The sequence below is a fragment of the Nocardioides fonticola genome (assembly GCF_039536805.1).
GTDB classification, from domain to species: Bacteria; Actinomycetota; Actinomycetes; order Propionibacteriales; family Nocardioidaceae; genus Nocardioides; species Nocardioides fonticola.
Genome location: NZ_BAAAZH010000024.1, coordinates 189,397 through 214,284 on the forward strand (window position 1 = coordinate 189,397; position 24,888 = coordinate 214,284).

Here is a 24,888-nt window from a genome sequence, read left to right on the forward strand (position 1 = left end):
CACAGCATCCGGCGACCGGGCTCCCGATCAGACCTCCGAGACCTTGACGTCGAATCCATCGAGCAGGAGCTCCAGGTCGGACGTGTCCGCCGTGATCACCACGGACGGGGCGAGCTCGATCGCGGTCGCGGCGACAATGGCGTCCACGGTGAGGTCGCGCTTCTTGCGGCGCACACTCTCGGCACGGGTACGGAGAGCGCCGGCGCGCATGGCCACGCCCTCCGGAACGTCGATCGTCGGGATCTTGGACAGCACGTGCCAGATCGCGGCGTCGGTCGGTGCACCGGTCGCGACCTCGGCGAGTACGACCGCGGGAATCAGCACTCGGTGGTCGGCCTGCTGAGCCGCCGCCAGCCGCTCGGCCATCCCCTTGCGCTTCTCCGCGAGGGCCGAGACCGCCTCGGAGTCCAGGATCAGAACCCGCGCCACCGGCTCAGCGCCACTCCTCGACGTGCCGCGCGACGGCGTCGGGGTCAAGCGGCCCGTTGACCTCGACCAGTTCGGCGATCAGGTCGTCGAGTCCGTCGCGCTCGAGCTGGCGTCGCAGTGCCAGCGTCGTGTACGCCGAGAGCCTCCCTGGCTCCACCCGATCGCGGACCCGATGGAGGACATCGGCCTCGATGGTGAGACTGACCTTCTCGAACGTCTGCTGGCTCGCCACAGGCTGATCCTACCAGCAAGGCGATCGGCCGTCGGGCCTCGCGCGATGACTCCGCGCACAGCATCCACCGCCTCCCAGCCTCACGCCCCGGCCAGCAGATGGCATCTGGCCAGAACGACATCAGCCCCAGGTCCGAAGACCTGGGGCTGATGTGGTGGTGCGCGAGGGGGGAGTTGAACCAGCGGATTCCCGCTCTCCACAGGCCTGAAGACGGCGATCTGAGCGTGGATCCGGGGTTCAGTTGCCTCCCGTTCGGCACCGTTCCAGGCCTTGGCTGCTACACGGAGTAGCAGCAGCGTCGGTTGGTTATCCGTGAGTCTAGCGAGGGCGGAGTTGCTCCGCCCTGCTGTGTCGTAGAACGTCCCTGTCCCGGCGAAGCTGGCGGACGGGTCTAACGGCGACAACATCGCGCGGTTCGCCGAACTTCGCTCGCCGACCAGCGGGTTCCCGCTCAGGGTTTGGCGAGTGGTGACGTCGCTGCTACACCAGGCGGCTCGGGCGCTAGACGTGCACGAGGAGCCTCTGTCCTGCGCTTACCGCCGAGCATGGGTTCCACGCCCGGTCCGATCAGAGCGCGGCGTACACCGCCTCCTCAAAGTCTCCGTAAAGCTTCCAGGCCTCGTGACGCGTGATGAAGGGCAGCGAGTTGGTGTAGATCGAGGCGCAGATACCGGTCGTGCGGTCGATGAAGAAGTGGGTGTTGAAGAGCCCCGCCCACGACCCGGTGCCGGCGCGGCGGCGGCCGGGGATGTCGTGGCTGTTGAGCAGGAGTCCGTAGCCCCACTTGTTGCCGGGTCCGGCATACATCGTGTCGGTGATCGGCGGGTCGGCGGTCGGGATCTCGGCGGGGAAGTCGAGGTCGCCGATCTGGTTGGTGAAGGCGGCGTCAACCGTGGCCTCGTCCAGGATACGCACGCCGTTGAGCTCGCCCCCTCGCAGGAGCGCCTGCTCGAAGCGGATGTAGTCGCGGGGGGTGGAGAAGAGGCCGTGGCCGCCCGCCCACCAGTCGGGTTCGGGATTGAGGATGTTGCCAGCCGACGCCCATGTGCCGTCCTCGCCCTTCACGTGGACGGTGACGGCGTTGTCCATCTGCGTCTGGTCCGGGTGGAACGTGGTGCTGCTCATGCCGAGCGGGCCAGCGATGCCCTCGTCGATGACTGCGTCCAGCTTCTTGCTGGCGACGGCCTCCACGACGCGGCCGAGCCAGTCGGTGTTGATGCCGTACACGTACTTCTCCCCGGGGTGCGCCGTCATGGGCGCACCGAAGGCGGCCATCGACCCGGGTACGACGTTCGGGACGCCAGTCGCCGCTTCGTACTTCACGAGCTGGTCGTTCCAGAACCAGTACCCCAGGCCAGAGGTGTGCGTCACGAGGTGGTGAACCGTGGCCTTCGTGCGCGGCTCGACCAGGATGGGCTCGTCCCCGTCGAAGCCCTCGAGCACCTTGACGTCGGCAAAGTCCGGGACGTATTCCTCCACCGGAGCGTCGAAGTCGAGCTCGCCACGTTCCTTCTGCTGCAGCGCAGCGACGGTGCAGACCATCTTGGTCATCGACATGATGCGGAAGTGGGTGGAGGTGCCGACCGGGTCATCAGACTCTCCCGCTATGCGGATCCCGGCCCCGCCCTCGTAGAGGACGCCGTCGCGGTCGGCGACGATCGCGGCAACGTGCGGCACTGCGCCGTCCGACACGGCGTCGGCGAGCACGCGGTCGATCCCGGATCCGTCGATGTGTGTGGCCATGGCTGCTCCTTGGAGTGCGGGGACGGTTGCTCCGTCCGGCTGCGACCACCGTCTTCCAACCGGTGGCGAGTGGGAACCGACAAGACGTCTGGGTCGCAGGAGTGACGACCGCCACATGGCGGTGGCAGGCTGGCGACCCAGCCGATCTACTGAGGCGCCCGAACTGCGATTCCCTGATTGCACAAGATGCGGAGAGACCTGTGACAGCCGAGGTGCAGCCCGTCGCGCGCCCGCCGTTCGACGCCGAGCTGCGGGCCGGCCTGGCGGTGGTCGGCGGCATGTTCCCGCCGACGATCACCCCCGACCTCATCGACTTCATGCGCGTGTCCTATGCCGCCCCGCCCATCGAGGACCTCCTCTTCGCCAAGGGCATCGTCTGCACCGACGACGTTGTCGTCGCTCCGGACGGGCATGAGGTTGCCGTGTCGGTGCTTCGTCCCAAGGATGCGTCTGGTGAGCGCCCGGGGGTGGTCTATGCGCACTCGGGCGGGCTGATGTTCGGCGACCGCTTCAGTGGGATCGACCTGGTTCTCGACTGGGTGTCCGACTTCGGCGCGGTCCTCGTGACGGTGGAGTACCGCCTGGCACCCGAGCACCGGCACCCGTACCCCTTCGACGACATGTACGCCGCGCTCGAGGCCGCTGCCTCGCGTGCAGGGGATTGGGGCCTGCGGCGTGACCGCCTCGTGGTCGCAGGAGCGAGCGCCGGAGGTGGGCTCGCAGCTGGCCTCGCGCTCGCAGCCCGCGATCGGAACGGACCGACGCTACGGGGTCAGGTACTCGACTACCCGATGCTCGACGACCGCGGCACCACGGCCTCGACCCACCAGTTCGACGGCATCGGCGTGTGGGACCGCATCAGCAACGAGACCGGCTGGACCGCTCTGCTCGGCGACGCCCGTGGCACCGAGGCGGTGTCAGAGTACGCCGCCCCCGCCCGCGCAACGGACCTCTCGGGCCTGCCGCCGGCGTTCATCGACGTGGGTGCCGCCGAGATCTTCCGCGACGAGGCGATCGCCTACGCAGACGGGATCTGGCGTGCGGGCGGTGATGCGGAGCTACACGTGTGGTCGGGGGCCTTCCACGCATGCGACATCTTTGCCGCCCATACCTCCGTCGGCCGCGCCATGATCCGGGCCAGGAACGACTGGGTCGAGCGGATCATCGCCGACTGAAACCCGGACTACGCTCGCTCGCAGAAGGAGGTCGTCGTGCAGGAGCTGCTCGGCCGCATTGCCCGGCTCGACCCGAGCGCGAGCCTCGGGCTGCGCGTCATCGCCTGCTTCGACGAGCTCATGGTCGGCAACGTCAACACGCGCGCGCTGCTTGCCGCTGCCGCATCGCTCGCTGGCTGCGTCGCTGGCTTCCACTCCGAGACGCCGGCCCGGACCGTGCGCATCGATCCCCGCGGCCATCACGCGGACGACGTACGACCGGAGGTGGACCCGGCCTTCCAGCAGGATGTGAGCGACGGACTGACAGTGTGGTTGGAGCGGAACGGGGCGCGGCAGCCCAACGACGCCATCGTGCTGGAGCGACTCGCCCTGGCGGTCCGCATGCGGCACGGCCGCGGGCGTGAGAGCGACCACCGGCGCGACCTGAGCCTGCTGCTCGATCCCGACGTGGACGTTCAGGCCCGATGCGTCTCGGCGATCACCCTCGGACTGCGTCCGAGAACGCGCTACAGAGTGGTCTGTGCGCCGCTCTTCGCCGTGTGGCCCGAGCACCCCCAGGGCCCCGAGGACGTCGTTGCAACGCGTTTCGGTGCAATCCACGCACTGGTCCTACCGGCCAGTGCCCACGAGGTAACCGCTGTACCCAGCGGGGTCGGCGTGGCCACCGAGGTGGAGGACCTCCACCACTCCTTCCGCACAGCTCTCGTCGCGCTGCGGCTGTGCGATCCACCGGCGGTCGGGTCGGTCCTGGCCGATGACTTCGGCGGACTGATCGGGCTGCTCGCCGACGCGCCGGACGGCTCCTTCCAGCCCGACGTCGCGCTGGTCGACGCGGTGATGGCCCATGCGTGGGGCGCGGAGACTTTGGCTTCGGTGGTCCGATCGCACTCGTTGCGGCAGGCAGCTCGCGAAGCCGGCGTGCACCACAGCACGATGCAGTCGCGCCTCGAGACCGTGAACGCGACCCTCGGGTTCGACCCGTTCGAGGGCTACGGGCGCACACGCCTTGGAACGGCGTACCTCGTCTGGCGCCTGCGCCACTCGCGCGTCTTGGACCTGCCCGCGCCCGCCGCCACACCTTGAGCGTTCTGACGGTCGGTTCGGCTAGATCCGCGATCACACCGGTGTCTCAAAGGGCCCCGCTGTTGCGTCTTTCCGCCAGCTGTCGGGGACGCGCTGATCTGCGGACGGGCGGAGATTGCGAAAGGATTCGGTGCTGACATCGCGGTAGCGAACCGGAGGGCCTGGTCATGTCGGATGAGGAGTCGCAACTCTGCTGGGCATCCTGACCAACCCCGCGCCGACGGCGATCGATCCGGCCGATCCCTACGGGCGGGCCGACGACGGCATCGATCGCTGTGACGGGTTCGGCCGTGACGTGAAGGTCCTCGGCCTGCGGGTGGTTGATGGGCTCTACGGCGACGAGCTGGAGGTGTCGTTCGTCCTGCGACTCCCAGCCGGGGATCCCCTATCGGAGAAGGCGAACCTGCACAGGCAGATCCAGATCAGCCCAGGCGCGATCCGCGGTCAGCACTACGGCGGGTGTGCTGCGGAGCGCGAGCGCGAGACAGCAGCGATCGCCCAGGGATAGGTGTTTGCCGCCTTCGAGGGCTCGCATCGCACCAGCGAGCTCAGCGTCCTCCTCAGTGACGGGTTCGATGACGACTCCCGCGGACGTGAGGAGATTGCGGACACGGCTGACGTCCACGTCGGCATCGACGAGCTTGCCGATGACCTCGGCGAGGTTCGCCGCCCCGAGCGAAGCCGACGGCAGAGCCTCTGCAACCACGTCAGCTCCGGGCTCGTCGTGCACCAGGGCCAGCACGGCCGAGGCGTCGAGAACCGTCATTCGCCGGCGGCCGCGGCGACGCGGCGTTCGGCGAGGAGCTCCTCGACCAGTGACCGATCCTGGGGGACTCGCGAAGCGAGGCCTCGAAGCTCAGCAGTGGCGTCCTGCGGCCGCTCGAGCACCACACTGCGGCCGACGAGCCGTAGGTGCAGCTGATCCCCCGGCGCCAGGCCTAGAGCGCTCCGCACCTCAGACGGGATCACCAGCCGCCCCTGCTTGCCGAGAACCAACGTGGCATCCATGCCTCTATCGTGCCACGGACAGTCGTTTCATGCCAGGCGATGCCCAGTGGCGAGCAGCCTGCGCCACCTTCCAGACTCACGTGGCCGGCAATCTGAACAGCCACACACCCTGTGCACCCGCGCTGATCGGAAACGTCCGGACGAACGGACTGTCCAATCGTCAGGGCCTGGAGCGCTTGAAGGGGCATGCAGACCTTGTCGGTTGGCGTCCCGGAGTCCTGCGCCGCGTGCGGAGGGCCGCTCCCTCCACCGGCCCAACTCTGTCGCACCAGGATCTGGTGCTCGGACCGGTGCCGGCGCGACGCCTACACAAGGAGGCAGTCGCCGGCGCAGTCCGCGGCAGAGGTGCGGGTGGTCGAGCGCGTGGTCGTGCAGGAGCACGGCCTCGCCGAGTGCGCCCATCGCGTCGCGCTGTCGCCAGTGGCGTGCATGAACGTCCTGCGCGAGCTGCGTCGGCTCGCAGAGGCGGGGACCCTCCAGTCGAGCCCCAAGTGGCAGCGCCCCCGCCTCGCCGTCGAAGCCCTGGTCGACGTACTTCACCCGACGAGCCGAGGCCGCCGATGGTGACGGTGCCGGGAGCAGCGATCCAGCCGCTACTCACCACCGAGGAGGCGGCCGCCTATCTCAGCGTCCCGGCACGCTGGGTCGCAGACGCAGCACGGACAGGCAAGCTCCGCTGCACCCGGATCGGCAAGCACGTCCGCCTCCGGCTCGAGCACCTCGACGAGCTGATCGACGCCGGCGAGCAGGCGGTGACCTCGGACGTCGTGCCCTTCCAGCGCGACCAGCGCCGCTCACGTCTGTAGCGGTCGGATCGTCCGCCCGGACAGCGCGGTGTCGATGATCCCGGAGATCAGCTCGTCGCCGGCCGGCAGCAGGTGACCGTAGGTGTCGATCGTGGTGGTGATCGACTCGTGGCCCAACCTCGCCTGGATGTGCGGCAGCGGCGCCCCTCCCGCGATCAGCCAGGCGACGTGGGTGTGGCGCAGGTCGTGGAATCGGAGCGGCGCGATCCCTTCGGCGGCCAGCGCCTTCATCAGCTTGCGCCACACGTGGGTGTGGGAGTCGCCGTTGTGAAGAGGCAGCCCGGAGCGGCTCGTGAAGACGAAGTCGTCGGCCGAGCGGCCGGTCAGGCGCGGGCCGAGGACCGCCGCCACCGATGGAGAGATGGACACGGTGCGACGCGACTTCGGCGTCTTCGGGTTCCCGAGGTGGTGGTCGCGCATCTGGTGCTTCGGACCGAGCTGGCGGTCCAGCCAGCCGGGTGTCTCGGTCTCGTCGTCCTCACCGTTGCGCTTCCAGGCCTTGTTCACCCGGACGGTTCGCCGCTCGAGGTCGACGTCGCCGACCCACAGCGCACTCACCTCGCCGAATCGCAGCCCGGTGCCGACGGTGAGTGTGAGCAGGTCGGTGTCAGGCCCAGAGAGCCTTACAACAGTCTCCAGCTCGCGTTCTGTGAGGAACCGCAGCTCCGGCCGCGACTGCCTCACACGGGACTGCTTCGGCGCCGTCCCCACAGCAGGGTTCGCGGCGAGGTAGCCCCGCTTCACGGCGTACGCGAACACCCCGTGGATGAGCCCGTGGTAGTTCGCCTTCGTCTTGAGCGAGCGGTCCCACTCGATGAGCCAGGCCTTGAGGTCGGCCTCTGTGAGGCCCGTGACCGGCTTGGTGAACACCAGCTGGCCACCGACGCGCAGCGAGCGCAGCACCCCGAGGTGCCCGAGGTAGCGCTTGCGCTGTCCCGGCGAGATGTCGACGATCTGGCGGACGTACTCCTCGCCCAGGTCCACGAACCGCGGCGGAGCCTTCAGCGGGTCCGCTCCCGACGGCCTTACGAAGCCCTCGCCGCGGACCCAGCCCTCGGGCCACCGCTGCCCTGCCGCCTCGACCATCTTCTTGAAGCCATCGGCCCGGGCGAGGTTCTGCGCATCGCTCCCAGCCCCACAGGTCTCCGATTGGTAGGGCCCGCCACCCCCGCCCAGCCGCCACACCACCCGCGCCGCCGTACCCCCGTCGGCCCGCTTCTTCTTCTCGATCCATGCCATGCCCAGGCCCTCTCAGGTGGGGCCGGTGCTACTCCGTTGCTACACGGCAAGCGCCGCAGCACCCCGGGAATGGACAAAGCCCCAGGTCGGAGACCTGGGGCTGTCGTGCGCGAGGGGGGAGTTGAACCCCCACGCCCTTTCGGGCACACGGACCTGAACCGTGCGCGTCTGCCTATTCCGCCACTCGCGCGTGAAGCGTGTTGAGGCTATCCCAGCGGCGTGGACATTCCCAAACCCGCGACCGACCCGACCCCGGGGTGACCCGGCGGCAGGACGGCGTCCCGTTACGATCGGTCACAACCCGACGGCCGTCGGGTTCGTCTGTCTGCAAGCGACACGGCACGGCGGACGAGGTCGACGACGACGAGGAGAGGCGAGCGTGAGCGGACTCCAACGCTTCGAGCAGCGCCTCGAGTCGATCATCAACGGCGCCTTCGCCCGCGCCTTCCGCTCCAACGTGCAGCCCGTCGAGATCGCCGCGGCGCTGCAGCGCGAGTGCGACAACAACGCGCAGATCCTCTCCCGCGACCGGCGCCTGGTGCCCAACGCCTTCACCGTCGAGCTCTCCCCCAGCGACCTGGAGCGGCTCGCGCCCTACGACACCGCCCTGGCCGATGAGATGACCCGCCAGGTGCAGGCGCACGCCGACCAGCAGGGCTACTCCTTCCCGGGGCCCATCGAGATCGCCTTCGAGCGGGCCGACGACCTGCCCACGGGCCGCTTCCAGCTGCGCAGCCGGGCCCAGGCGAAGGTCACCGGCACCGCCACCGACACCCAGGTGCGCCGCGCCCGCGCCTTCCTCGTCATCAACGGCGGTCAGCACCCGGTGCACCCGCCGGGCGTGGTGCTCGGCCGCGGCACCGAGGCCGATATCCGCATCAACGACCCCGGCGTGAGCCGCCGGCACGTCGAGATCGCCGTGGAGTACCGCCACGCGGCCGGCGGCCACGAGAGGGTGCACATCGAGGCCATCGACCTCGGCAGCACCAACGGCGTCCTCGTCGACGGGCAGAAGCGCTCGCGCTCGGTGCTCGACGACGGCAGCGAGATCCGCATCGGCAACACCGTCATGACCGTCCGCGTCGTCGAGGAGCAGTTCGGTGTCTGAGCTGACCCTGTTCCTCATCCGCGTCGCGTATCTCGCGATCCTGTGGATCTTCGTGCTCTCGGCGATCTCGGTCATCCGCTCCGACATGTTCGGCGCCCGCGTGCCCGAGACCGCCCGCGGCCAGGCCAGCCGCCGCAGCACCAAGCCGGCCAAGCCGCCCACGCGACGTCGCGGCAGCCCGACCCACGTGATCGTCGTCGACGGCGCGAACCGCGGCGAGCGCGCCGAGCTCGGCGCCACCCCGGTGCTGGTCGGCCGCGGCAACGACGCGGCGATCCGGCTCGACGACGACTACGTCTCCACGCGCCACGCCCGCATCCTCGCTTCGGGCGACCAGTGGTTCGTCGAGGACCTCGGCTCCACCAACGGCACCTACATCGGCAGCGTGCGCATCACCCAGCCGACCACGGTCACCGTCGGCACCCAGGTGCGCATCGGCAAGACGATCCTCGAAGTGCGGAAGTAGGGGTCGGGCTGATGTTCCAGCTCCACTACTCCGCCCTCTCCGACGTCGGTCGGGTGCGCAAGAACAACCAGGACTCCGGGTACGCCGGGCCCTGGCTGCTCGCCGTGTGCGACGGCGTCGGCGGCGCCGCCCGCGGCGACATCGCCAGCGCCACCGCCATCAGCCAGCTGCGCCGCCTCGACACCGCCGTCCCCGGTGCCGACGACGCCGGCCACGGGCACGATCCCGAGGCTCTGCTCGGCGAGGTCGCCGGCGCCCTGCACCGCGCGCAGGACCGCATCGCCGAACTCGTCGACGACGATCCCACCCTCATGGGCACGAGCACCTGCGCGACGATCGCCCGCTTCGACGGCGAGCAGATCGCCATCGGGCACGTCGGCGACTCCCGCGCCTACCTGCTGCGCGACGGCGTCCTGCAGCAGCTCACCCGCGACCACACGTTCGTGCAGAGCCTCATCGACGAGGGCCGCATCACCGAGGACGAGGCCCGGGTGCACCCGCACCGCCACGTCATCCTCCGCGCGCTCGACGGCACCACCGACCTCGAGCCCGACCTCTTCGTCGTCCCGTTGCAGGCGGGCGACCGGCTCTTCCTGTGCAGCGACGGCGCGTGCGGCTTCCTCGACGACCTCGAGCTCACCGCGCTGCTCGCCGACGGCACCCCCGACTACGCGGTCGTCGAGCTCGTGCGCGCGAGCCTGGACGCCGGCTCCACCGACAACGTCACCTGCGTCGTGGCCGACGTGCTCGACGACGCCGCGGTCGTCGAGCACGCCGACGAGCTCGCCGACCTCCAGCCGCTCCTCGTCGGCTCGGCCGCCGAACTGCGACGTCGGCTGCCGCGCGGTCGCAACCGCGCGCGCGGCCACGCCCGTCCGGTCGCCACCCCCGAGACGGGCGCCGACACCGCGGTCGGCGTCGACGAGCTGCCCGAGCACGCGATCGCCGCCGACCCCGTCGACCCCGAGACCGCGCGTTACGCCCCGCGTCCGCCCGAGCGGCTGCACTGGCTGCGCATCGCCATGTACGCCACGATCGCCGTCGGTGTCGTGTGGGTGGCCGGCGCGCTGGCCTGGTCGTGGAGTCAGGACCAGTACTACGTCGGCGAGGACGCCGGCGACGTCGTCATCTTCCGCGGGGTCAACACCGACCTGCCGGGTCTGAGCCTCTCCACCGTCTACGAGTCCTCCGACCTCGCGGTCGCCGACCTCTGCTCCTACGAGGCCTCCCAGGTGGCCGACGGTCTCAACGCCGACAGCCTGGACGACGCCCGCTCGATCGTCGACAACCTGGTGCAGCAGGCCTCCCCGACCGGGTGCCAGGACGGCTGACGTGTCCCAGGCCGCCGCCACCGGCATCACCAACCCGCTCCTCGGCTTCGTCCACCGACGTCGCCGCGGTGCCGAGCTGTTCCTGCTCATCCTCGCCCTCATCGTCGGCATCGGCGCCTACGCCGCGGCCGGGATCGGCGTGCAGGGCGAGGTGCCCACCGACATCGTCGCCTACGGCGGGTGGCTGGCGGCGCTGGTACTGGCTGCCCATATCGTCGTCCGGCTCGTGGCGCCCTACGCCGACCCGGTGCTGCTGCCCATCGTGGCCGCCCTCAACGGTCTGGGTCTGGCGGTCATCCACCGCCTCGACCTCGCCTCCAACACGACCTTCGCCCGCCAGCAGCTCACCTGGATGACCCTCGGCGTCGTCCTGTTCATGGGCACGCTGCTGGTGCTGCGCGACCACCGGGTGCTCACACGCTTCACCTACACCAGCGGCCTGGCGGCCATCGTGCTGCTGCTCCTGCCGCAGGTGCCCGGCATCGGCAAGGAGATCAACGGCGCCCGCATCTGGATCGGCCTGGGCCCCTTCAGCCTCCAGCCCGGCGAGGTCGCCAAGGTGCTGCTGGTCGTCGCGTTCGCCGGCTACTTCGTGCTGCACCGCGACGCGCTGGCCCTGGCCGGACGCCGCGTGCTGTTCATCGACCTGCCGCGCGGCCGCGACTTCGGGCCGATCCTGGCGATGTGGGGCATCAGCCTCGGCATCCTGGTGCTGCAGAGCGACCTCGGCTCGAGCCTGCTGTTCTTCGGCCTCTTCCTGATCATGCTCTACGTCTCGACCGAGCGACCGGGCTGGCTGGTGGTCGGGGCGATCATGTTCGTCATCGGCGCCGTCCTGGCCGCGATCGTCGTCCCGCGTGTGGGCCAGCGCGTCGACCTGTGGCTCGACCCGTTCGCCTACTTCGGCGAGGGCACCAACGACACCGGACGCCAGATCGTGCTCAGCCAGTTCGGCATGGCGTGGGGCGGCCTGCTCGGCCGCGGCTTCGGCGAGGGCAGCCCCTGGCTGGTCTCCTACGCCAACTCCGACTTCATCATGGCCTCGATCGGCGAGGAGCTCGGGCTCACCGGCGTCATGGCGGTGCTCGTGCTCTACGGCCTCATCGTCGAGCGCGCTCTGCGCGTGGCGCTCATCGCCCGTGACGGGTTCGGCAAGCTGCTGGCCACCGGACTCGGGGGCATCTTCGCCCTCCAGGTGTTCGTGGTCGTCGGCGGCGTCACCCGGTTGATCCCGCTCACCGGTCTCACCACGCCCTTCCTCTCCTACGGCGGCTCCTCGCTGGTGGCGAACTGGGTGATCATCGCCCTGCTGCTGCGAGTCTCCGACCTCGCCCGGCGTCCGCTGCCCGACCTCTCCGAGGACGACGACGCCGTCGACGACCAGAGCACGCAGGTGATCCGGCTGTGAACAAACCCATCCGCACCCTCTCCGTCTTCTGCCTCGTGCTGTTCCTGGCGCTCATGCTGAACGCCACCTACCTCCAGTACTGGCGCGCCGACTCCCTCGACCACGACTCGCGCAACAAGCGGGCCGTCGATGCCGCCTTCTCCCAGGAGCGCGGCGCGATCCTCGTCGGTCGCACCCCGGTGGCCCAGAGCGTGCCGTCGAAGGACCGCTACGAGTTCCAGCGCACGTACTCCCGGCCCTACCTCTACGCACCGCTGACGGGCTGGTTCAACTACTACAACGCCCAGTCCGGCTCCTGCACGAGCTGCCAGCAGATGGTGGAGCAGACCGAGAACGACGTGCTCGCCGGCACCGACGACCGGCTCTTCGTCAACCGCCTGGTCGACCTGCTCTCCAACAAGCAGAGCAAGGGCGGCAACGTGCAGCTCACCATCAACGCCGCCGCCCAGCGCGCCGCGTACGAGGGTCTGCTGAAGGTCGTGGGCCCCACCGGTCAGGGTTCGGTGGTCGCGCTCCAGCCGCGCACCGGCAAGGTGCTGGCGATGGTCTCGCTGCCCAGCTACGACCCGAACCTGCTGGCCGACCACGACCTGGAGAAGGTCAACGCCACCGCGAAGAAGCTCCAGGACGACCCCGACCAGCCGCTGGTGAACCGAGCCATCCAGACCCGGCTGCCTCCCGGCTCGACGTTCAAGATCGTCACCGCCGCGGCCGCCATCGAGGACGGCCTCTACACCAAGGACGACCTGGTGCCCGGCGGGGCGACGTACCAGCTGCCGCTCACCTCCGGCTCCACCGGCCTCATCGACAACGAGGGCCGCGACTGCGGCACGACGCGCATCCCCTTCGCGCAGGCGCTGGAGAACTCCTGCAACACCACGTTCGCGCGGCTCGGGGTCGAGCTCGGCGCCGACAAGCTGCGCCAGCAGGCCGAGAAGTTCGGCTTCAACCGCACCTACTTCTCCGACCTCCTGCCCCAGGTCGAGTCGAACTTCCCGAAGGACGCCGACAAGGCGCAGGCGGGACAGTCCGGCATCGGCCAGTACGAGGTGGCGGCGACGCCGCTGCAGATGGCGATGGTGGCCGCCGGTATCGCCAATGACGGCAAGGTGATGAAGCCCTACCTCGTCGACTCGGTGCAGTCCCCGGAGTTCGAGCAGATCGAGAGCACCGAGCCCGAGCTGCTCGACCAGGCGATCAGCTCCAGCACCGCCAGCCAGCTGACCGACCTCATGGTCTCCACCGTCGACGACGGCACCGCCAACCCCGCCGCCATCCCGGGCATCCCGGTGGCCGGCAAGACCGGCACCGCGCAGAGCGGCATCCCCGACGTCCCGCCCTACGCGTGGTTCGTCTCCTTCGCCCCGGCCGACGACCCGCAGGTCGCCGTCGCCGTCATGATCCAGAAGGCACCGGGCGTCGAGCGCGGCGAGATCGCCGGCGGTCTCCTCGGCGGTCCGATCGCCAAGGCCGTCATGGAGGCGGTGATCCGATGAGCGCGCATCCGGTGGTCGAGGTGGGAGGCGCCCCAGCGCCGACCCACGAGACCCCCGCACCCACCCACGACGGTGCCCGCCGCCCGCGAGCCCCTCACCAGGTCTCGCGGCTCCTCGCTGGCGCTCGTCGCACCTCGACCACCGCAGCGGGGGTGACCCGATGAGCGAGCGGTTCGCGGACGACGCCCGCCGGTACCGGCTGGACTCCCCCATCGCCACGGGCGGCATGGGCGAGGTGTGGCGCGCCACCGACACCGCGCTCGATCGCGAGGTGGCGGTCAAGCTGCTGCGGCCCGAGTACGCCGGCGACCCCACCTTCGCGGCCCGCTTCGAGAGCGAGGCGCGGCACACCGCCGCGCTGGCGCACCCGGCGGTCGCGGCCGTCTACGACGTCGGCGAGGGGCGCGACGCCCAGGGCGCCGTGCGGCCCTACCTGGTGATGGAGCTGGTCGACGGCATGCCGCTGTCGAACCTTCTGCGTCCCGACGCCCCCATGGACCCCGAGGTGGCTCGCGACCTGCTCGCCCAGGTCGCCGACGGCCTCGGCGCCGCCCACGCGGCCGGCATCGTCCACCGCGACGTGAAGCCCGCCAACCTGCTGGTCACCCCCGACCGGCGCATCAAGATCACCGACTTCGGCATCGCCCGCGCGGCCACCTCCGCCGGGCTCACCCAGACCGGTCAGGTGCTCGGCACCCCGCAGTACCTCTCGCCGGAGCAGGCGCGCGGCAACCCGGGCACCGCCGCCTCCGACGTCTACAGCCTCGGTGTGGTGGCCTTCGAGTGCCTGGCCGGACGCCGCCCGTTCCAGGCCGACACCCCGGTGGCCACGGCGCTGGCGCACCTCAACCAGCCGGTGCCCGACCTGCCGGCGAGCGTGCCGGCCGACCTGGCGGCGGTGGTGCGCCGAGCCCTGGCCAAGAAGCCCGACGACCGCTTCCCCGACGGCGCCGCGCTCGCCGCGGCCCTGCGTGCGCCCGGGCGGGTCGCCCCCGCGTCGGCCGCCGCTCTCGGCGCGATGCCGCCGACGCCGGCTGCGGCCGATCCGGTCACGCAGGTGCTGCCGGCGACCGCCGCCGTCCCGCCGGTGGTCGCTCCGCCCACCTCGACGACGTCGGCACCACCCGCCGATCCGCAGCGATCGCCCTGGGCCGGTGCGGCCCTGGCGCTGCTGGCGATCGCCGCGATCGCGGCGATCGTCGTGATCGTGCTCCTGGTCACCCGCAACGACGACACCCCGGTCACCGACCAGGCCGACCCGACCGCACCCACCTCGAGCTCGGGCGCGCCGACGCCGTCCGAGGAGCCGACCGACGACACGGTGAGCGTCGACAGCGCCGACTTCGAGGGCCGCGACTACCGCGAGGTGCGCGACCGGCTCACCGACCTCGGGCTGAGCGTCCAGCTGAACGAGATCGACAACGACGGCACGCAGGAGGCCGGCGCCGTCATCTCGGTCAATCCCGACGGCGAACTGGCCGCGGGCAGCAGCGTCACGGTGAGCTACTGGGGGCCTGCACCCGAGCCGTCGCCGACGCCCACCCCGACGCCGAGTCCGACGCCGAGTCCGACCCCCAGCCCCACCCCGACGCCGACGCCCACCCCGACGCCCACCCCGTCGCCCACGCCCCAGGAGGGGAGCAGCTGATGAGTTCGCAGCCGATCATCGTCGGGGGCCGTTACGAGCTCGGGGAACTCCTCGGGCGCGGCGGCATGGCCGAGGTCCGCAAGGGCACCGACACCCGCCTCGGCCGCGTCGTCGCGGTCAAGCGCCTGCGCACCGACCTCGCCAGCGACGCCACGTTCCAGGCCCGCTTCCGCCGCGAGGCCCAGTCCTCGGCCTCGCTCAACCACCCGGCGATCGTCGCGGTCTACGACACCGGCGAGGAGCCCGCGGGCGACGGGTCGGGCGTCCAGCAGCCCTACATCGTCATGGAGTACGTCGCCGGCCGCACGCTGCGCGACATCCTGCGCGAGGGCCGCAAGATCCTGCCCGAGCGGGCCCTGGAGATCACCAGCGGCGTGCTCTCGGCGCTCGACTACAGCCACCGCGCCGGGATCATCCACCGCGACATCAAGCCCGGCAACGTGATGCTGACGCCCAGCGGCGATGTGAAGGTGATGGACTTCGGCATCGCCCGGGCCATCAGCGACGCCGCCTCGAGCATGACCCAGACCGCGGCCGTCGTCGGCACCGCCCAGTACCTCTCGCCGGAGCAGGCGCGCGGCGAGGCCGTCGACTCCCGCTCCGACGTCTACTCGGCCGGCTGCCTGCTCTACGAGCTCCTCACCGGCCGGCCGCCGTTCGTCGGCGACAGCCCTGTCGCGGTGGCCTACCAGCACGTGCGCGAGCAGGCGCTCCCGCCGTCCGACCACGACAGCGACCTGCCCCCGGCCATCGACGCCATTGTGATGAAGGCGCTGGCGAAGCGGGTCGAGGACCGCTACCAGTCCGCCGCGGCGATGCGCAGCGACATCGAGCGCTACCTGGCCGGGCGACCGGTGCAGGCCACCCCGCCGCCCGTCCTGCCGCCGACGCCGCCGGTGGTGCCGCGCCCGACGCCCACCGAGGTGCGCGCGACGCCGTACGTCGAGGACGAGCGCCAGGGTGCCGGTCGCGGCTTCTGGATCACCCTCGCGGTGCTCGGGATCGCCGCGGTCGTCGCCGCGATCCTGCTGTGGGGCAAGCTCTTCCCCTCTTCCCCCGACACCGTGCAGGTGCCCGACGTCGTGCGGATGACCGAGGCGAAGGCGAACGCCGCCATCGGGGACGCCGGCTTCGTCGTCGGCACCCCGAGCTTCGAGCCCTCCGACACGATCCCGTCGGGTCGGGTCATCAGCCAGGATCCCGCGGCGAACTCCTTCGAGGCGCCCGGCACGACCATCACCCTGGTGATCTCCAGCGGGAAGCCGCAGACCGCCGTCCCCGACGTGGTCAACCAGCTGCGGGCCCAGGCCAAGACGGCGCTGGAGGCCGCCAACCTGGTCGCGAGCTTCAAGATGATCGAGTCCGACGAACCCAAGGGCACGGTCGTGCGCACCAGCCCCGAGCCCGGTACCGAGCTCGAGGAGGGCTCGACCGTCACGGTCTACTTCTCCGACGGTCCCGAGGAGGTGCCCGACGTCGTCGGCCAGCTGCAGGACGACGCCGAGAAGGCGATCATCGAGGCGGGCTTCAAGCCCGTGGTCCGCGAGGACCCCACCTCCACCGAACCGGCCGGCACCGTGACCGATCAGACCCCCGACGCGGGCACCACCCTGCCCCAGGGCAGCGAGGTGAACATCTTCGTCTCCAGCTACGTCGAGCCCACCGAGCCGACCGACCCGGCCTCCCCGACCGAGTCGCCCTCGGACTCCCCGTCGGCAGGCGGGGGCCTGCCGCCGCTGGGCGGGTTGGCGGGTGCACCGCTCGTGCTCCCGTCCCTGCTCGGGCTGGGGCGGCTGCGCCGGACGCGTCGGGACGCCGTCAGGAAGCCGGCGTCGCGTAGCTGAGGTCGAGCAGGCCGTCGTAGGGCGGGGCGGTGATGTCGGACTCGACCGCCGTCGACCACCCGATCTGGATGTCGGGCGCCTCGGACTGGGCGATGTAGTTGGTGAGGTACCCGTCGGTGATCACCGACTGGGTCAGCGCGTCGGGGTCACCCACCGCGGAGATCACGTACGGCTGCGGGTACGGCACGCCCTGGATCGTGATGGAGTTGCCCTCGCACTTGATGGCGGTGGTGCTGACGACCCGCTGACCCTGGATGGTGACCGCGGAGGCGCCCCCGCGCCACATCGCGTTGACGACGGCCTGCACGTCCTGCTGGTGCACCAGCAGCAGCTTGAGCGGCACGTCGGTGGTCTGTGCCAGGGAGATCGGCGAGTCCGAGAGAGTCACCGTCAGGCCGGGGCCGCGCACCGTGCCCAGGCCGGCCGGACCCTTGAGCTGGTCGGTCTCCTGCTGCAGGCGCGCGACCTCGGGGTCGTCGACGGCACCGGTCAGCCGGGCGACGTCCGCGTTGAGCCGGGTGACCCGCTGCTGGAGCTGCTGGTAGCTGCGCGACTCGGCCTCCACGAGCGAGGCGACGTCGGTGTAGCGCCCCGGGCGCAGGTCGGTGCCGTCGCTGCTGGCCGCGCTGACGGCGAAGAGGGCACCGCTCAACCCGACGACCAGCGGGGTCGCCACCGCCCAGGGTCCGCGACGGCGCACCGCTCCCACGGGGCCGGCGGACCGCAGGACGTCGCGCCATCGCGCTGCGCGCGCGGGAGTCTCTGACGACTCCTCGTCGGCGGGGGTGGGGCTCGCGTGTGATCCGGACGGCACGACGACTAGGCTACGTCTCCGTTCGCGAATCACCGACCGAGGAGCCCTGGTGGCCAGACTCAAGCGCAAGGCCGACCCCGCCTTCGCCGACCCGACCCGCGAGCCGGTGTTCACGCCCCGGTTCCTGCTCGTGCTGCTGCTGATGCTCGGCGGGCTCGCGTGGATCATCTACTACTACGTGGGCGTTCGGGCCGACGACCTCAGCGCGAAGACCTCCGGCCCGGCCTTCATGGGCGACCTGGAGAACTGGAACTACCTCATCGGGTTCGGCGCGTTCTTCCTCGGCCTGGTCATCTCCGCCCACCCGAAGACCCCGCTCGGCCGCGGCCGCGGTGTCGTGGTCGGCATGCTCGGCTGCTTCCTGGTCGGGCTCGCGTGGATCTGCACGTTCTACGTCTTCTCCAACGATCTCTCCCCCGTGCCGGTGATGAACGACCTGGGACAGAAGAACCTCATCGTCGGCATCGCGCTGATGGCCACGGGCTTCGTCTTCGCGACCCGCTGGGAGTAAGACCCCCGAACCGCCTGCGACGGGCCGGTGTTCCACGTGGAACGCCGGCCCGTCGGGCATTTCCGCCCCGGCGGTGTCCACAGCTGTGGAGGGAGCTGGGGATGAATGACAGCCATGTGATTCATCCCCAGATCTCTCCACACCCTGGGGAGAAGGCCGATGGCCCGCCGGGATTCCGGCGGGCCATCGGGGTGGTACGGCGAGGTGCGGACGGCTACATCAGCACGACGGTGCGGGCCAGGATCGCGATCGCGATGACGACCCCGACCGCGAAGAGTCCCCCGGCCTGGACGGCCGTACGACGCTCCCGCGGGGCGTAGGCCAGGATCGCGCTCACGACCAGACCACCCAGGAAGCCGCCGAGGTGGGCCTGCCAGGAGATGTAGCTCGACCCCACCAGCGTGATGAGGAAGTTCAGGCCGATCCACATCAGGATCTGCTGATAGTCCGCCCCCACCCGACGGGCGATGATCAACAGGGCCGCCATGAGTCCGAAGATCGCGCCCGAGGCGCCCAACGTGGGACGCACCTCCGAACCCAGCCAGTAGACCGCGGCGGAGCCCGCGAAACCCGAGAGCAGGTAGAGCGCCAGGAACCGCCCGCGCCCGAGCACGGCCTCGAGCTGCGGCCCGAGGACGTAGAGCGCGAGCATGTTGAAACCGAGGTGCAGCGGCTGCACGTGGGCGAACTGGCTGGTGAGCAGCTGCCAGTAAGCCCCGTCGGAGACCCCCGGCGTCCAGGTGCCGCCGACACCGCGCTCGCACAGCGCCTGCGACCCGACGTTCGGGAAGTACCCGCCGTTGGCGGCGGTGCACAGGCCGCGGGCGTGCTCGGCCAGCACGTTGATGAGCGAGCTGCCGTCGCCCCCGGTGGCGAAGATCAGCACATAGACCGCGAGGTTGAGCCCGATGAGCGTCAAGGTGACGACCGCCCGGTTGCCCGCGATGCGCCCGCCGTACGGCGTCCGCGCCTCACGTTGGGTACGGCGTCCCTCGGCGACGCACGAGGGGCACTGGAAGCCCACGGCCGCCTCGGTCATGCAGTCGGGGCAGATCGGGCGCCCGCACCGCTGGCAGCTGATGTAGGTCTCCCGATCGGGGTGCCGATAGCAGGTGGGCACCCCGATCTCAGGGACCGGTGGGTTGGTCATCGTCGGGCTCCTGGCGCGGCGCTCAGCGGCCGAGGATCTCCACGGACTCGATGACGACCGGCTCGATCGGACGGTCGCCCGGGCCCGTGGCGGTGGCGGCGATCGCGTCGACGACGTCGCGCGAGGCCTGGTCGGCGGCCTCGCCGAAGATCGTGTGCTTGAAGTTGAGCCACGTGGTCGGGCCGACGGTGATGAAGAACTGCGAGCCGTTGGTGCCCGGGCCGGCGTTGGCCATGGCCAGCAGGTAGGGCTTGTCGAAGACCAGCTCGGGGTGGGGCTCGTCCTTGAAGGTGTAGCCCGGACCGCCGGTGCCGGTGCCCAGCGGGCAGCCGCCCTGGATCATGAAGCCCGCGATGACCCGGTGGAAGCCGAGGCCGTCGTAGAAGGGGCCGGTCTTGCCGTTGCCGGCGTCGTAGGCCTTCTCGCCGGTGGCCAGGCCGACGAAGTTCGCGACGGTCTCCGGCGCGTGGTTCGGGAAGAGGTTGACGGTGATGTCGCCGTGGTTGGTCTTCAACACGGCCTGCAGGTCAGCCATGACTGCCTTTCGCGGTTCGGGGTAGATCTTCGAGGTGACGACACGATTGGTGTCGTGCGGCACGATCCTTGCATGGACCTCCGCATCGACACCGTCGGCGGTCCGACGCCCCGAGTACACGCGATGGAAGGAAGTGACGCGTCATGCGTCTGCGGAGGAAGAAGTCCCTGATCGATCAGGCCGGCGAGCGGGCGGCCAGCGTCGTCGACTCGGTGCGGGAGACCGTCGCGGAGTTCGTGGAGGAGGTGGAGGAGACGCTGCGTCCGCAGCTGGAGTCGGCTGCGCACGCCGCCCGCGAGGAGGCGCGCACCCGGTTGGCCGAGGCGCGCACCAAGGCCGCGCCGCTCGTCGCCCAGGGCACCGCCTACGCCCAGGAGCGAGCCGGTGAGCTGCAGCACCGTGCCGCCGAGCGAGCCGGCGACCTCCAGCAGCGTGCCGCCGAGCGAGCCGCCGACCTCCAGAGCCTGGCTGCCGTCCGGGCCGCCGACCTCCAGGTCAAGGCGCAGTCGGCGCTGCACGAGGCGAGCGGCGGCCGCGTGCCGGCCCCGGCGCGCAAGCGTTCGAAGCTGAAGACCGGTGTCGTGATCCTCGGCGTCGCCGCCGTCGTCGGCGTGGTCGCCAAGAAGCTGCAGGCCGGCTCCACCGACACCTGGCACGCCGCCCCCGTGACCACCGCCCCTGCCGCCTCGACCACCACTGCTGCTCGACCGGCTCCCACGGCGGGTGCCCACGCCGCGCGTCCGGTCGAGGACGACGCCGCGGCCGCCGCTCCCGGTGAGGCGCTGGCCGACGAGGCCGCGCAGCCGCGCGTGCCGACCACGCCCGACGCCCCGGCCGAGGTGGTCGAGCTCGAGGAGCCCCTCGTCGACCCGGCCGCCGCGACCGACGCCGAGGAGAGCGCCGCCGAGGAGAGCAGCACCAAGAAGTCCTGATCGCGGAAGTGCCCCCGGGCTCGGCCACGGCCGGCCCGGGGGCACGACGCGTCAGGCGCTCCCGGCGGTCTGGAGGTCGGGGAACTGGGCCCGGATCTGGCGCGCCACTCGCGCCTCGACCCAGAAGATCAGGCCCGGCACGAGGCCGGCGATCATCATCAGCAGGAACTGCGGCAGGGTCCATCGCGCCCGCTGGGTCAGCACGAACGCGACGATCACGTAGACGATGTAGATCCAGCCGTGGAAGAGCCACACGACGTCGAGGTCCTCGCCGAGGCTCTGCGGGCCGCTGCCCTCGCTGAAGCCGTACTTGAGGATGATGTCGAGCGTCCCGACGAGCAGCAGGACGCCGACGACCAGCGCCAGCACCCGGTAGGTCGTGAAGAGCTTGGTCACGGGTTCGACGGTACCGAACCGTCCGTGAGCGGCTCGGCGGCGGGCTCGGCGGCGGGCTCGGGCCCGGCGCCCGCGGCGGCGTCCTCGATGCCGTCGGGTTCGCGGGTCTCGTCGCGCACGTGCCGCCACCACATGTAGGCCGCGAAGCACGCGAAGACCCACCACTCGAGCGCGTAGAGGATGTTGCGCAGACCGGTGAACTGGTCGACCTGCGGCAACTGCGAGAGCGTCACCTGCTCCAGGCCGGACGTCGGCTCCTTCGTCACGAGGTAGGCGCCGTAGAGGTCGCGATCGACGTGCTGGATCAGGTCGGCCATGCGCACCTGGGGGACGATGTCGTCGTCCCTGTCGGTGTCCATGACGCCGGTGCCCTCGGGCGGCTGGAGCCACCCGTCGAGCACCACGTCGCCGGACGGCGGGGCCGGGGCGTCGTCCGGGCGATCGACCCAGCCGCGCACCACCGGGATCGCCGGCGCGTCGGCGGTACCCACCGAGACCGGGGTGACGACCCAGTAGCCCGTGACGCCGTCACGCTCGCGGTCGGAGACGTAGACCGTGCCCGAGCCGATCCAGGTGCCCACCACCTCGACCGGGCGCCCGACGTCGGCGCCCGGGAAGGGGTCGTCGGAGCCCATGACCGAGGTGAGCGGCACCGGCTCCTCGCGGGTGATGTCGACCGCCGCCGCGTCGCGCCGGGCCTGCCACGCGTCGTACTGCCACACGCCGAGTCCGACGGCGGTGGCGACGGCGGCGAGGCCCGCCAGGTGCGCGGGCCACATCCGCAGGGCGAGCGGGTGGGTCACCCCTCCAGCGTACGGAGGCGACGGCGGACGACGCGTCCAGGGTGGAGCGGGGGCTCCGGCACCCGGCGTGCCGGGGGCGTCAGGGCTTGCAGGAGGCGAAGGGCAGCTGCTGGCGCAGGGCGAGCTGGGCCCCGGCCACCGGGTCGGTCAGCTGGTAGCCGATGCGGCCGGTCGTCGGGTCGGCCACGCCGTCGGCGAAGGCCTCGGTGAAGGCGGTCATGTCCTGCCCCAGCCCGGCCCGCTCGAACAGGTCGTCGCGGCCGGTGCCGAGGCGGGCGGTCGCCAGTCCGCCCTCGAAGGTCACCGAGTAGGCGTCGAGCTCCTCCAGGCGCGGAGTGCCCGGTGCGGGCGGGATGCACCCGCGCTGGAGGTAGACGCTGTTGCCGCTCGGCCCGACGAGGGCGGCCAGCGCCGGGTCGCCGGCCCAGCTCTCCTCGACGTCGGGGAGGTCGCCCACCACGACGACGTCGCCGCCGACCAGCTGACCTCCCGCCAGGGCACCCACCCCGGCGTCCACCGCCTTCGCCACGCCCGCCATCGAGGCGCCGCTGCGGAAGCCCAGGGCGTAGCCGGACTCGGTGCCGTCGGCGGCGAAGAAGTGCGCCTCCCAGGAGACGTCCTCGGCCCCGAACCCGTAGTCGCCGAGCAGCGTGGCCTCGTCGGCCCGGAGCACGCCCGGGCTCAGCGTCGCGGTCTCGGTGGTGGCGCGGCGCCAGAAGTCGGCACGTTCGGCAGGCGGCAGCGACGAGGTCAGCGTGACCCCGAGTTGGAGGGCGATGCGCTCGTAGTCGGTGACGGTGACGACCGAGGTGTCGATCGGCACATAGGGCAATACGGCCGAGGCCGGTGGCTGCTCCGTGGACGCCGACGTCGTCACCGGCGCGGGCACCGGGGTCGGCGCCGCATCCGGCGAGGGGATCGCATCACTGCATCCGCTGACCGCCAGGGCGGCGAGGGCGAGCGGGACGATCAGGGCACGACGCACGCGGAGCAGTGTCTCACCGACCGCCGCGCGCGTCGTGATCCTGGCTCACCACCCACGTCGTCACGGCACGACGACCTTCGAGCGCGCGTAGGCCGGCGGGACCCCCTGGGAGCTGAGCAGGTCGAGCACGCCGCTCGGGTCGAGCGTCAGGTACACGATCGCGCCGCTCGCGAGCGGCTCGGTGGGCGTGTAGATCGCCCGGCGCACCGGTCCGTCGATGCAGGAGACGGCGACGCCGTCGGCGTCCTGGCACGCCGTCCAACTGCCCGGGATCTGCGTGCCGTCGGCCTGCTCGAGACGGCCCGAGGCGTCGGTGACATTGAAGACGCCGCGGTTGAGGTCGACCTGGACCGCGCCGCCCGGAAGGCCGGTGACGCCGTAGAGGACCCGGTTCACCTTGTTGCCGGTGAGGACGACGGACAGGTCGTGGTTGGCCGTGCGGTACTCGCGGCGGAGGGAGGCTGCGTTGTCGGCGAACCACACCCCCGCGCCCTCGTCGACCCGCTCCCGCGGGATGCTGCAGCGGCTCATGAAGCGCGCCTCCCACACACCGTCATGGCGATCTCCGGAGATCAACCGCGGCCGGACGGCGACGCCGGGGAAGACGAAGTCGGTGTACTGGTCGAGGCCGACGTAGGAGACCGGAGCCTGCGGGTCGACGACGCGGGCGCGGGTGACGATGAGCTGCGGCCCGCCGTCGAGGTCGATGCTCATCGGCGAGACCCGCACGTCGCTGATGCGGGGTGCGGTCGTGTCGACGAAGGACCGCACCCGCAGGACGTCGGTGCCGAGCTGACGGCGGATCCAGGCGGTGCCACGCTCGGACTCCGGGGAACGGCCGGACAGGCTGGAGTCGTAGGCGGTGATCGAGGCGATGCGGTAGCCGCTGACGTTCGCCGTCCCCCACCGGGGTGCGCGCCAGGTGCCGCGGAACAGGTCGCCGCGCACGTGCTCGAGCGCGACACGGCTGCTGTATGGGCCGTCGGTGGAGTAGATCTGGACGACCGGGTCCTGCACGTCGGACCGGTCGTCGCTGATACGGGCGGTGAGGACGACCCGGTTGTCGCCGCGACGGGCGTCGAGGTTGCGGCGCGAGGCCGCGAGGCCGGAGATCACCGGAGCCGTGCGGTCGGGGTCGCCGGTGACCTGGAGGGTGTCGACCGGCGTGACCGCGGCGAGACGCTCGCCCGTGAGGTCGGTGCGGTTGCCGGCCACGTCCTTGATGAGGACCTGGTCGAGCCGGGTCTGGGTGGGGCCGCTCTTCTTCCCCGGCAACCGGTTGCGCCCGACGACCACGGTGCCGGTCATCGTCTGGTCGTCGACGACGCGCAGGTCGGCGTACAGGCCGCCGTTCGCGAACGTGACCTGGCCGGAGGCCAACCCGGTCGCCGCGCCGGGTCCACCCGGGTCCGACACCTTCACCGTCACCTGCACCCGCGCGGGGCCCTGGCGCACGTCGACCGACGTCGGACTGAAGGAGACCGAGGTGACCTCCGGCAACCCGCGGTCGGTGGGGACGCAGGGGTTCAGCGCGGGCACCGCGGCTGCGTCGGCCGTGTCGACGGCGTCGGCGGCAGCGCCTGACGGCACGACCGCGAGGAGACCACCGGACAGGGCGACGACGCCGAGGGTGCCGACCAGCGCCGCGCGGCGCGACTGGAGAGAACGGAACACGGGATCCTCCCACCGAGTGAGGAACGAGGGACGGTTCGAACGGGAGGTCCGAAGCCGGACGACGCCGGAGCG

The 24,888-nt window shown here is 71.1% G+C and carries 25 protein-coding genes and 1 tRNA gene; 12 read left to right on the forward strand and 14 right to left on the reverse strand.

Translation table 11 applies throughout. The annotated features are described in order from the left end of the window. Positions 1 to 27: 27 nt before the first annotated feature. The 3 genes from ABD671_RS16000 to ABD671_RS16010 all read right to left on the reverse strand — a co-directional run bounded on the left by ABD671_RS16000 (position 28) and on the right by ABD671_RS16010 (position 2,368). Positions 28 to 429: a type II toxin-antitoxin system VapC family toxin gene (locus ABD671_RS16000; protein ID WP_344734507.1), complete on the reverse strand. Its 402-nt coding sequence runs from the start codon at positions 427 to 429 to the stop codon at positions 28 to 30. Positions 430 to 433: 4 nt separating this feature from the next. Beyond that, on the reverse strand, positions 434 to 661 hold the full coding sequence (locus tag ABD671_RS16005; protein WP_344734429.1) for a hypothetical protein: 228 nt from the start codon (positions 659 to 661) through the stop codon (positions 434 to 436). Positions 662 to 1,228: 567 nt separating this feature from the next. Continuing rightward, positions 1,229 to 2,368: a serine hydrolase domain-containing protein gene (locus ABD671_RS16010; RefSeq protein WP_344734430.1), complete on the reverse strand. Its 1,140-nt coding sequence runs from the start codon at positions 2,366 to 2,368 to the stop codon at positions 1,229 to 1,231. Between the two features lie 236 nt (positions 2,369 to 2,604). Here ABD671_RS16010 and ABD671_RS16015 point away from each other — a divergent pair, with 236 nt between their 5' ends. Beyond that, complete coding sequence (locus tag ABD671_RS16015; protein ID WP_344734431.1) at positions 2,605 to 3,579, forward strand: alpha/beta hydrolase; 975 nt, start codon at positions 2,605 to 2,607, stop codon at positions 3,577 to 3,579. A 36-nt stretch (positions 3,580 to 3,615) separates the two neighbouring features. Then, positions 3,616 to 4,662, forward strand: a complete 1,047-nt coding sequence (locus ABD671_RS16020; protein ID WP_344734432.1) for a helix-turn-helix domain-containing protein — start codon at positions 3,616 to 3,618, stop codon at positions 4,660 to 4,662. A gap of 385 nt (positions 4,663 to 5,047) precedes the next feature. Here the strand turns inward: ABD671_RS16020 and ABD671_RS16025 are convergent, their stop codons facing one another. Both ABD671_RS16025 and ABD671_RS16030 read right to left on the reverse strand, forming a co-directional pair. Next, entirely contained in the window at positions 5,048 to 5,428 is a 381-nt protein-coding gene (locus ABD671_RS16025; RefSeq protein ID WP_344734433.1) for a type II toxin-antitoxin system VapC family toxin, read from the reverse strand. Continuing rightward, positions 5,425 to 5,670 (reverse strand): AbrB/MazE/SpoVT family DNA-binding domain-containing protein, encoded by a 246-nt coding sequence (locus tag ABD671_RS16030; protein WP_344734434.1) that lies wholly within the window; start codon positions 5,668 to 5,670, stop codon positions 5,425 to 5,427. The genes ABD671_RS16025 and ABD671_RS16030 overlap by 4 nt, the downstream gene beginning before the upstream one ends. A 569-nt stretch (positions 5,671 to 6,239) precedes the next feature. On the opposite strand from ABD671_RS16030, the gene ABD671_RS16035 reads away from it, so the two are divergent. Next, positions 6,240 to 6,476 (forward strand): helix-turn-helix domain-containing protein, encoded by a 237-nt coding sequence (locus ABD671_RS16035; RefSeq protein WP_344734435.1) that lies wholly within the window; start codon positions 6,240 to 6,242, stop codon positions 6,474 to 6,476. On the opposite strand, the gene ABD671_RS16040 is transcribed toward ABD671_RS16035, so the two are convergent. Further along, complete coding sequence (locus ABD671_RS16040) at positions 6,465 to 7,715, reverse strand: tyrosine-type recombinase/integrase (protein ID WP_344734436.1); 1,251 nt, start codon at positions 7,713 to 7,715, stop codon at positions 6,465 to 6,467. The genes ABD671_RS16035 and ABD671_RS16040 overlap by 12 nt on opposite strands. Positions 7,716 to 7,821: 106 nt before the next feature. Then, positions 7,822 to 7,905: transfer RNA gene (locus ABD671_RS16045), tRNA-Leu, on the reverse strand. Between the two features lie 189 nt (positions 7,906 to 8,094). On the opposite strand from ABD671_RS16045, the gene ABD671_RS16050 reads away from it, so the two are divergent. The 7 genes from ABD671_RS16050 to pknB all read left to right on the forward strand — a co-directional run bounded on the left by ABD671_RS16050 (position 8,095) and on the right by pknB (position 17,016). After that, positions 8,095 to 8,823 (forward strand): FHA domain-containing protein, encoded by a 729-nt coding sequence (locus ABD671_RS16050; RefSeq protein ID WP_344734437.1) that lies wholly within the window; start codon positions 8,095 to 8,097, stop codon positions 8,821 to 8,823. Continuing rightward, positions 8,816 to 9,289 carry an FHA domain-containing protein FhaB/FipA gene (locus tag ABD671_RS16055; protein ID WP_344734438.1) on the forward strand — a complete coding sequence of 158 codons (474 nt, stop codon included), beginning with the start codon at positions 8,816 to 8,818 and terminating at the stop codon, positions 9,287 to 9,289. Before ABD671_RS16050 ends, ABD671_RS16055 begins: the two co-directional genes overlap by 8 nt. A gap of 11 nt (positions 9,290 to 9,300) precedes the next feature. Further along, on the forward strand, positions 9,301 to 10,620 hold the full coding sequence (locus tag ABD671_RS16060) for a PP2C family protein-serine/threonine phosphatase (protein ID WP_344734439.1): 1,320 nt from the start codon (positions 9,301 to 9,303) through the stop codon (positions 10,618 to 10,620). Position 10,621: 1 nt separating this feature from the next. Then, entirely contained in the window at positions 10,622 to 12,028 is a 1,407-nt protein-coding gene (locus ABD671_RS16065; protein WP_344734440.1) for an FtsW/RodA/SpoVE family cell cycle protein, read from the forward strand. After that, positions 12,025 to 13,524, forward strand: a complete 1,500-nt coding sequence (locus ABD671_RS16070; RefSeq protein WP_344734441.1) for a peptidoglycan D,D-transpeptidase FtsI family protein — start codon at positions 12,025 to 12,027, stop codon at positions 13,522 to 13,524. Before ABD671_RS16065 ends, ABD671_RS16070 begins: the two co-directional genes overlap by 4 nt. A gap of 160 nt (positions 13,525 to 13,684) precedes the next feature. Next, entirely contained in the window at positions 13,685 to 15,172 is a 1,488-nt protein-coding gene (locus ABD671_RS16075) for a serine/threonine protein kinase (protein WP_344734442.1), read from the forward strand. Next, positions 15,172 to 17,016, forward strand: a complete 1,845-nt coding sequence (pknB, locus tag ABD671_RS16080) for a Stk1 family PASTA domain-containing Ser/Thr kinase (RefSeq protein WP_344734443.1) — start codon at positions 15,172 to 15,174, stop codon at positions 17,014 to 17,016. The genes ABD671_RS16075 and pknB overlap by 1 nt, the downstream gene beginning before the upstream one ends. Here the strand turns inward: pknB and ABD671_RS16085 are convergent. Further along, positions 16,991 to 17,830, reverse strand: coding sequence for a DUF881 domain-containing protein (locus ABD671_RS16085; protein ID WP_344734444.1), 840 nt, complete (start codon positions 17,828 to 17,830; stop codon positions 16,991 to 16,993). The genes pknB and ABD671_RS16085 overlap by 26 nt on opposite strands. 49 nt (positions 17,831 to 17,879) lie before the next feature. Here ABD671_RS16085 and ABD671_RS16090 point away from each other — a divergent pair, with 49 nt between their 5' ends. Further along, positions 17,880 to 18,341: a cell division protein CrgA gene (locus tag ABD671_RS16090; RefSeq protein WP_344734445.1), complete on the forward strand. Its 462-nt coding sequence runs from the start codon at positions 17,880 to 17,882 to the stop codon at positions 18,339 to 18,341. A gap of 214 nt (positions 18,342 to 18,555) precedes the next feature. On the opposite strand, the gene ABD671_RS16095 is transcribed toward ABD671_RS16090, so the two are convergent. Continuing rightward, the gene (locus ABD671_RS16095; RefSeq protein ID WP_344734446.1) at positions 18,556 to 19,491 is read right to left on the reverse strand and encodes a rhomboid family intramembrane serine protease; all 936 of its coding nucleotides are present in this window, start codon (positions 19,489 to 19,491) and stop codon (positions 18,556 to 18,558) included. A 22-nt stretch (positions 19,492 to 19,513) separates the two neighbouring features. Next, positions 19,514 to 20,026, reverse strand: coding sequence for a peptidylprolyl isomerase (locus tag ABD671_RS16100; protein ID WP_344734447.1), 513 nt, complete (start codon positions 20,024 to 20,026; stop codon positions 19,514 to 19,516). Positions 20,027 to 20,169: 143 nt separating this feature from the next. On the opposite strand from ABD671_RS16100, the gene ABD671_RS16105 reads away from it, so the two are divergent. After that, on the forward strand, positions 20,170 to 20,958 hold the full coding sequence (locus ABD671_RS16105) for a hypothetical protein (RefSeq protein ID WP_344734448.1): 789 nt from the start codon (positions 20,170 to 20,172) through the stop codon (positions 20,956 to 20,958). A 51-nt stretch (positions 20,959 to 21,009) separates the two neighbouring features. Here ABD671_RS16105 and ABD671_RS16110 read toward each other — a convergent pair whose 3' ends face one another. The 4 genes from ABD671_RS16110 to ABD671_RS16125 form a co-directional block, all read right to left on the reverse strand. Next, entirely contained in the window at positions 21,010 to 21,354 is a 345-nt protein-coding gene (locus ABD671_RS16110; RefSeq protein ID WP_344734449.1) for a DUF3817 domain-containing protein, read from the reverse strand. Continuing rightward, positions 21,351 to 22,157, reverse strand: a complete 807-nt coding sequence (locus ABD671_RS16115; RefSeq protein ID WP_344734450.1) for an SURF1 family protein — start codon at positions 22,155 to 22,157, stop codon at positions 21,351 to 21,353. The genes ABD671_RS16110 and ABD671_RS16115 overlap by 4 nt, the downstream gene beginning before the upstream one ends. 79 nt (positions 22,158 to 22,236) lie before the next feature. Next, positions 22,237 to 23,142, reverse strand: a complete 906-nt coding sequence (locus tag ABD671_RS16120; RefSeq protein ID WP_344734451.1) for a hypothetical protein — start codon at positions 23,140 to 23,142, stop codon at positions 22,237 to 22,239. Between the two features lie 60 nt (positions 23,143 to 23,202). Continuing rightward, positions 23,203 to 24,816: a hypothetical protein gene (locus ABD671_RS16125; RefSeq protein ID WP_344734452.1), complete on the reverse strand. Its 1,614-nt coding sequence runs from the start codon at positions 24,814 to 24,816 to the stop codon at positions 23,203 to 23,205. Between the last annotated feature and the right edge of the window lie 72 nt (positions 24,817 to 24,888).

Coding starts and splice junctions, on each gene's coding strand:
- ABD671_RS16025 (WP_344734433.1), bottom strand. CDS start 5,428: ATGACGGTTCTCGACGCCTCGGCCGTGCTGGCCCTGGTGCACGACGAG.
- ABD671_RS16030 (WP_344734434.1), bottom strand. CDS start 5,670: ATGGATGCCACGTTGGTTCTCGGCAAGCAGGGGCGGCTGGTGATCCCG.
- ABD671_RS16040 (WP_344734436.1), bottom strand. CDS start 7,715: ATGGCATGGATCGAGAAGAAGAAGCGGGCCGACGGGGGTACGGCGGCG.
- ABD671_RS16060 (WP_344734439.1), top strand. CDS start 9,301: ATGTTCCAGCTCCACTACTCCGCCCTCTCCGACGTCGGTCGGGTGCGC.
- ABD671_RS16075 (WP_344734442.1), top strand. CDS start 13,685: ATGAGCGAGCGGTTCGCGGACGACGCCCGCCGGTACCGGCTGGACTCC.
- pknB (WP_344734443.1), top strand. CDS start 15,172: ATGAGTTCGCAGCCGATCATCGTCGGGGGCCGTTACGAGCTCGGGGAA.
- ABD671_RS16095 (WP_344734446.1), bottom strand. CDS start 19,491: ATGACCAACCCACCGGTCCCTGAGATCGGGGTGCCCACCTGCTATCGG.
- ABD671_RS16100 (WP_344734447.1), bottom strand. CDS start 20,026: ATGGCTGACCTGCAGGCCGTGTTGAAGACCAACCACGGCGACATCACC.
- ABD671_RS16105 (WP_344734448.1), top strand. CDS start 20,170: ATGCGTCTGCGGAGGAAGAAGTCCCTGATCGATCAGGCCGGCGAGCGG.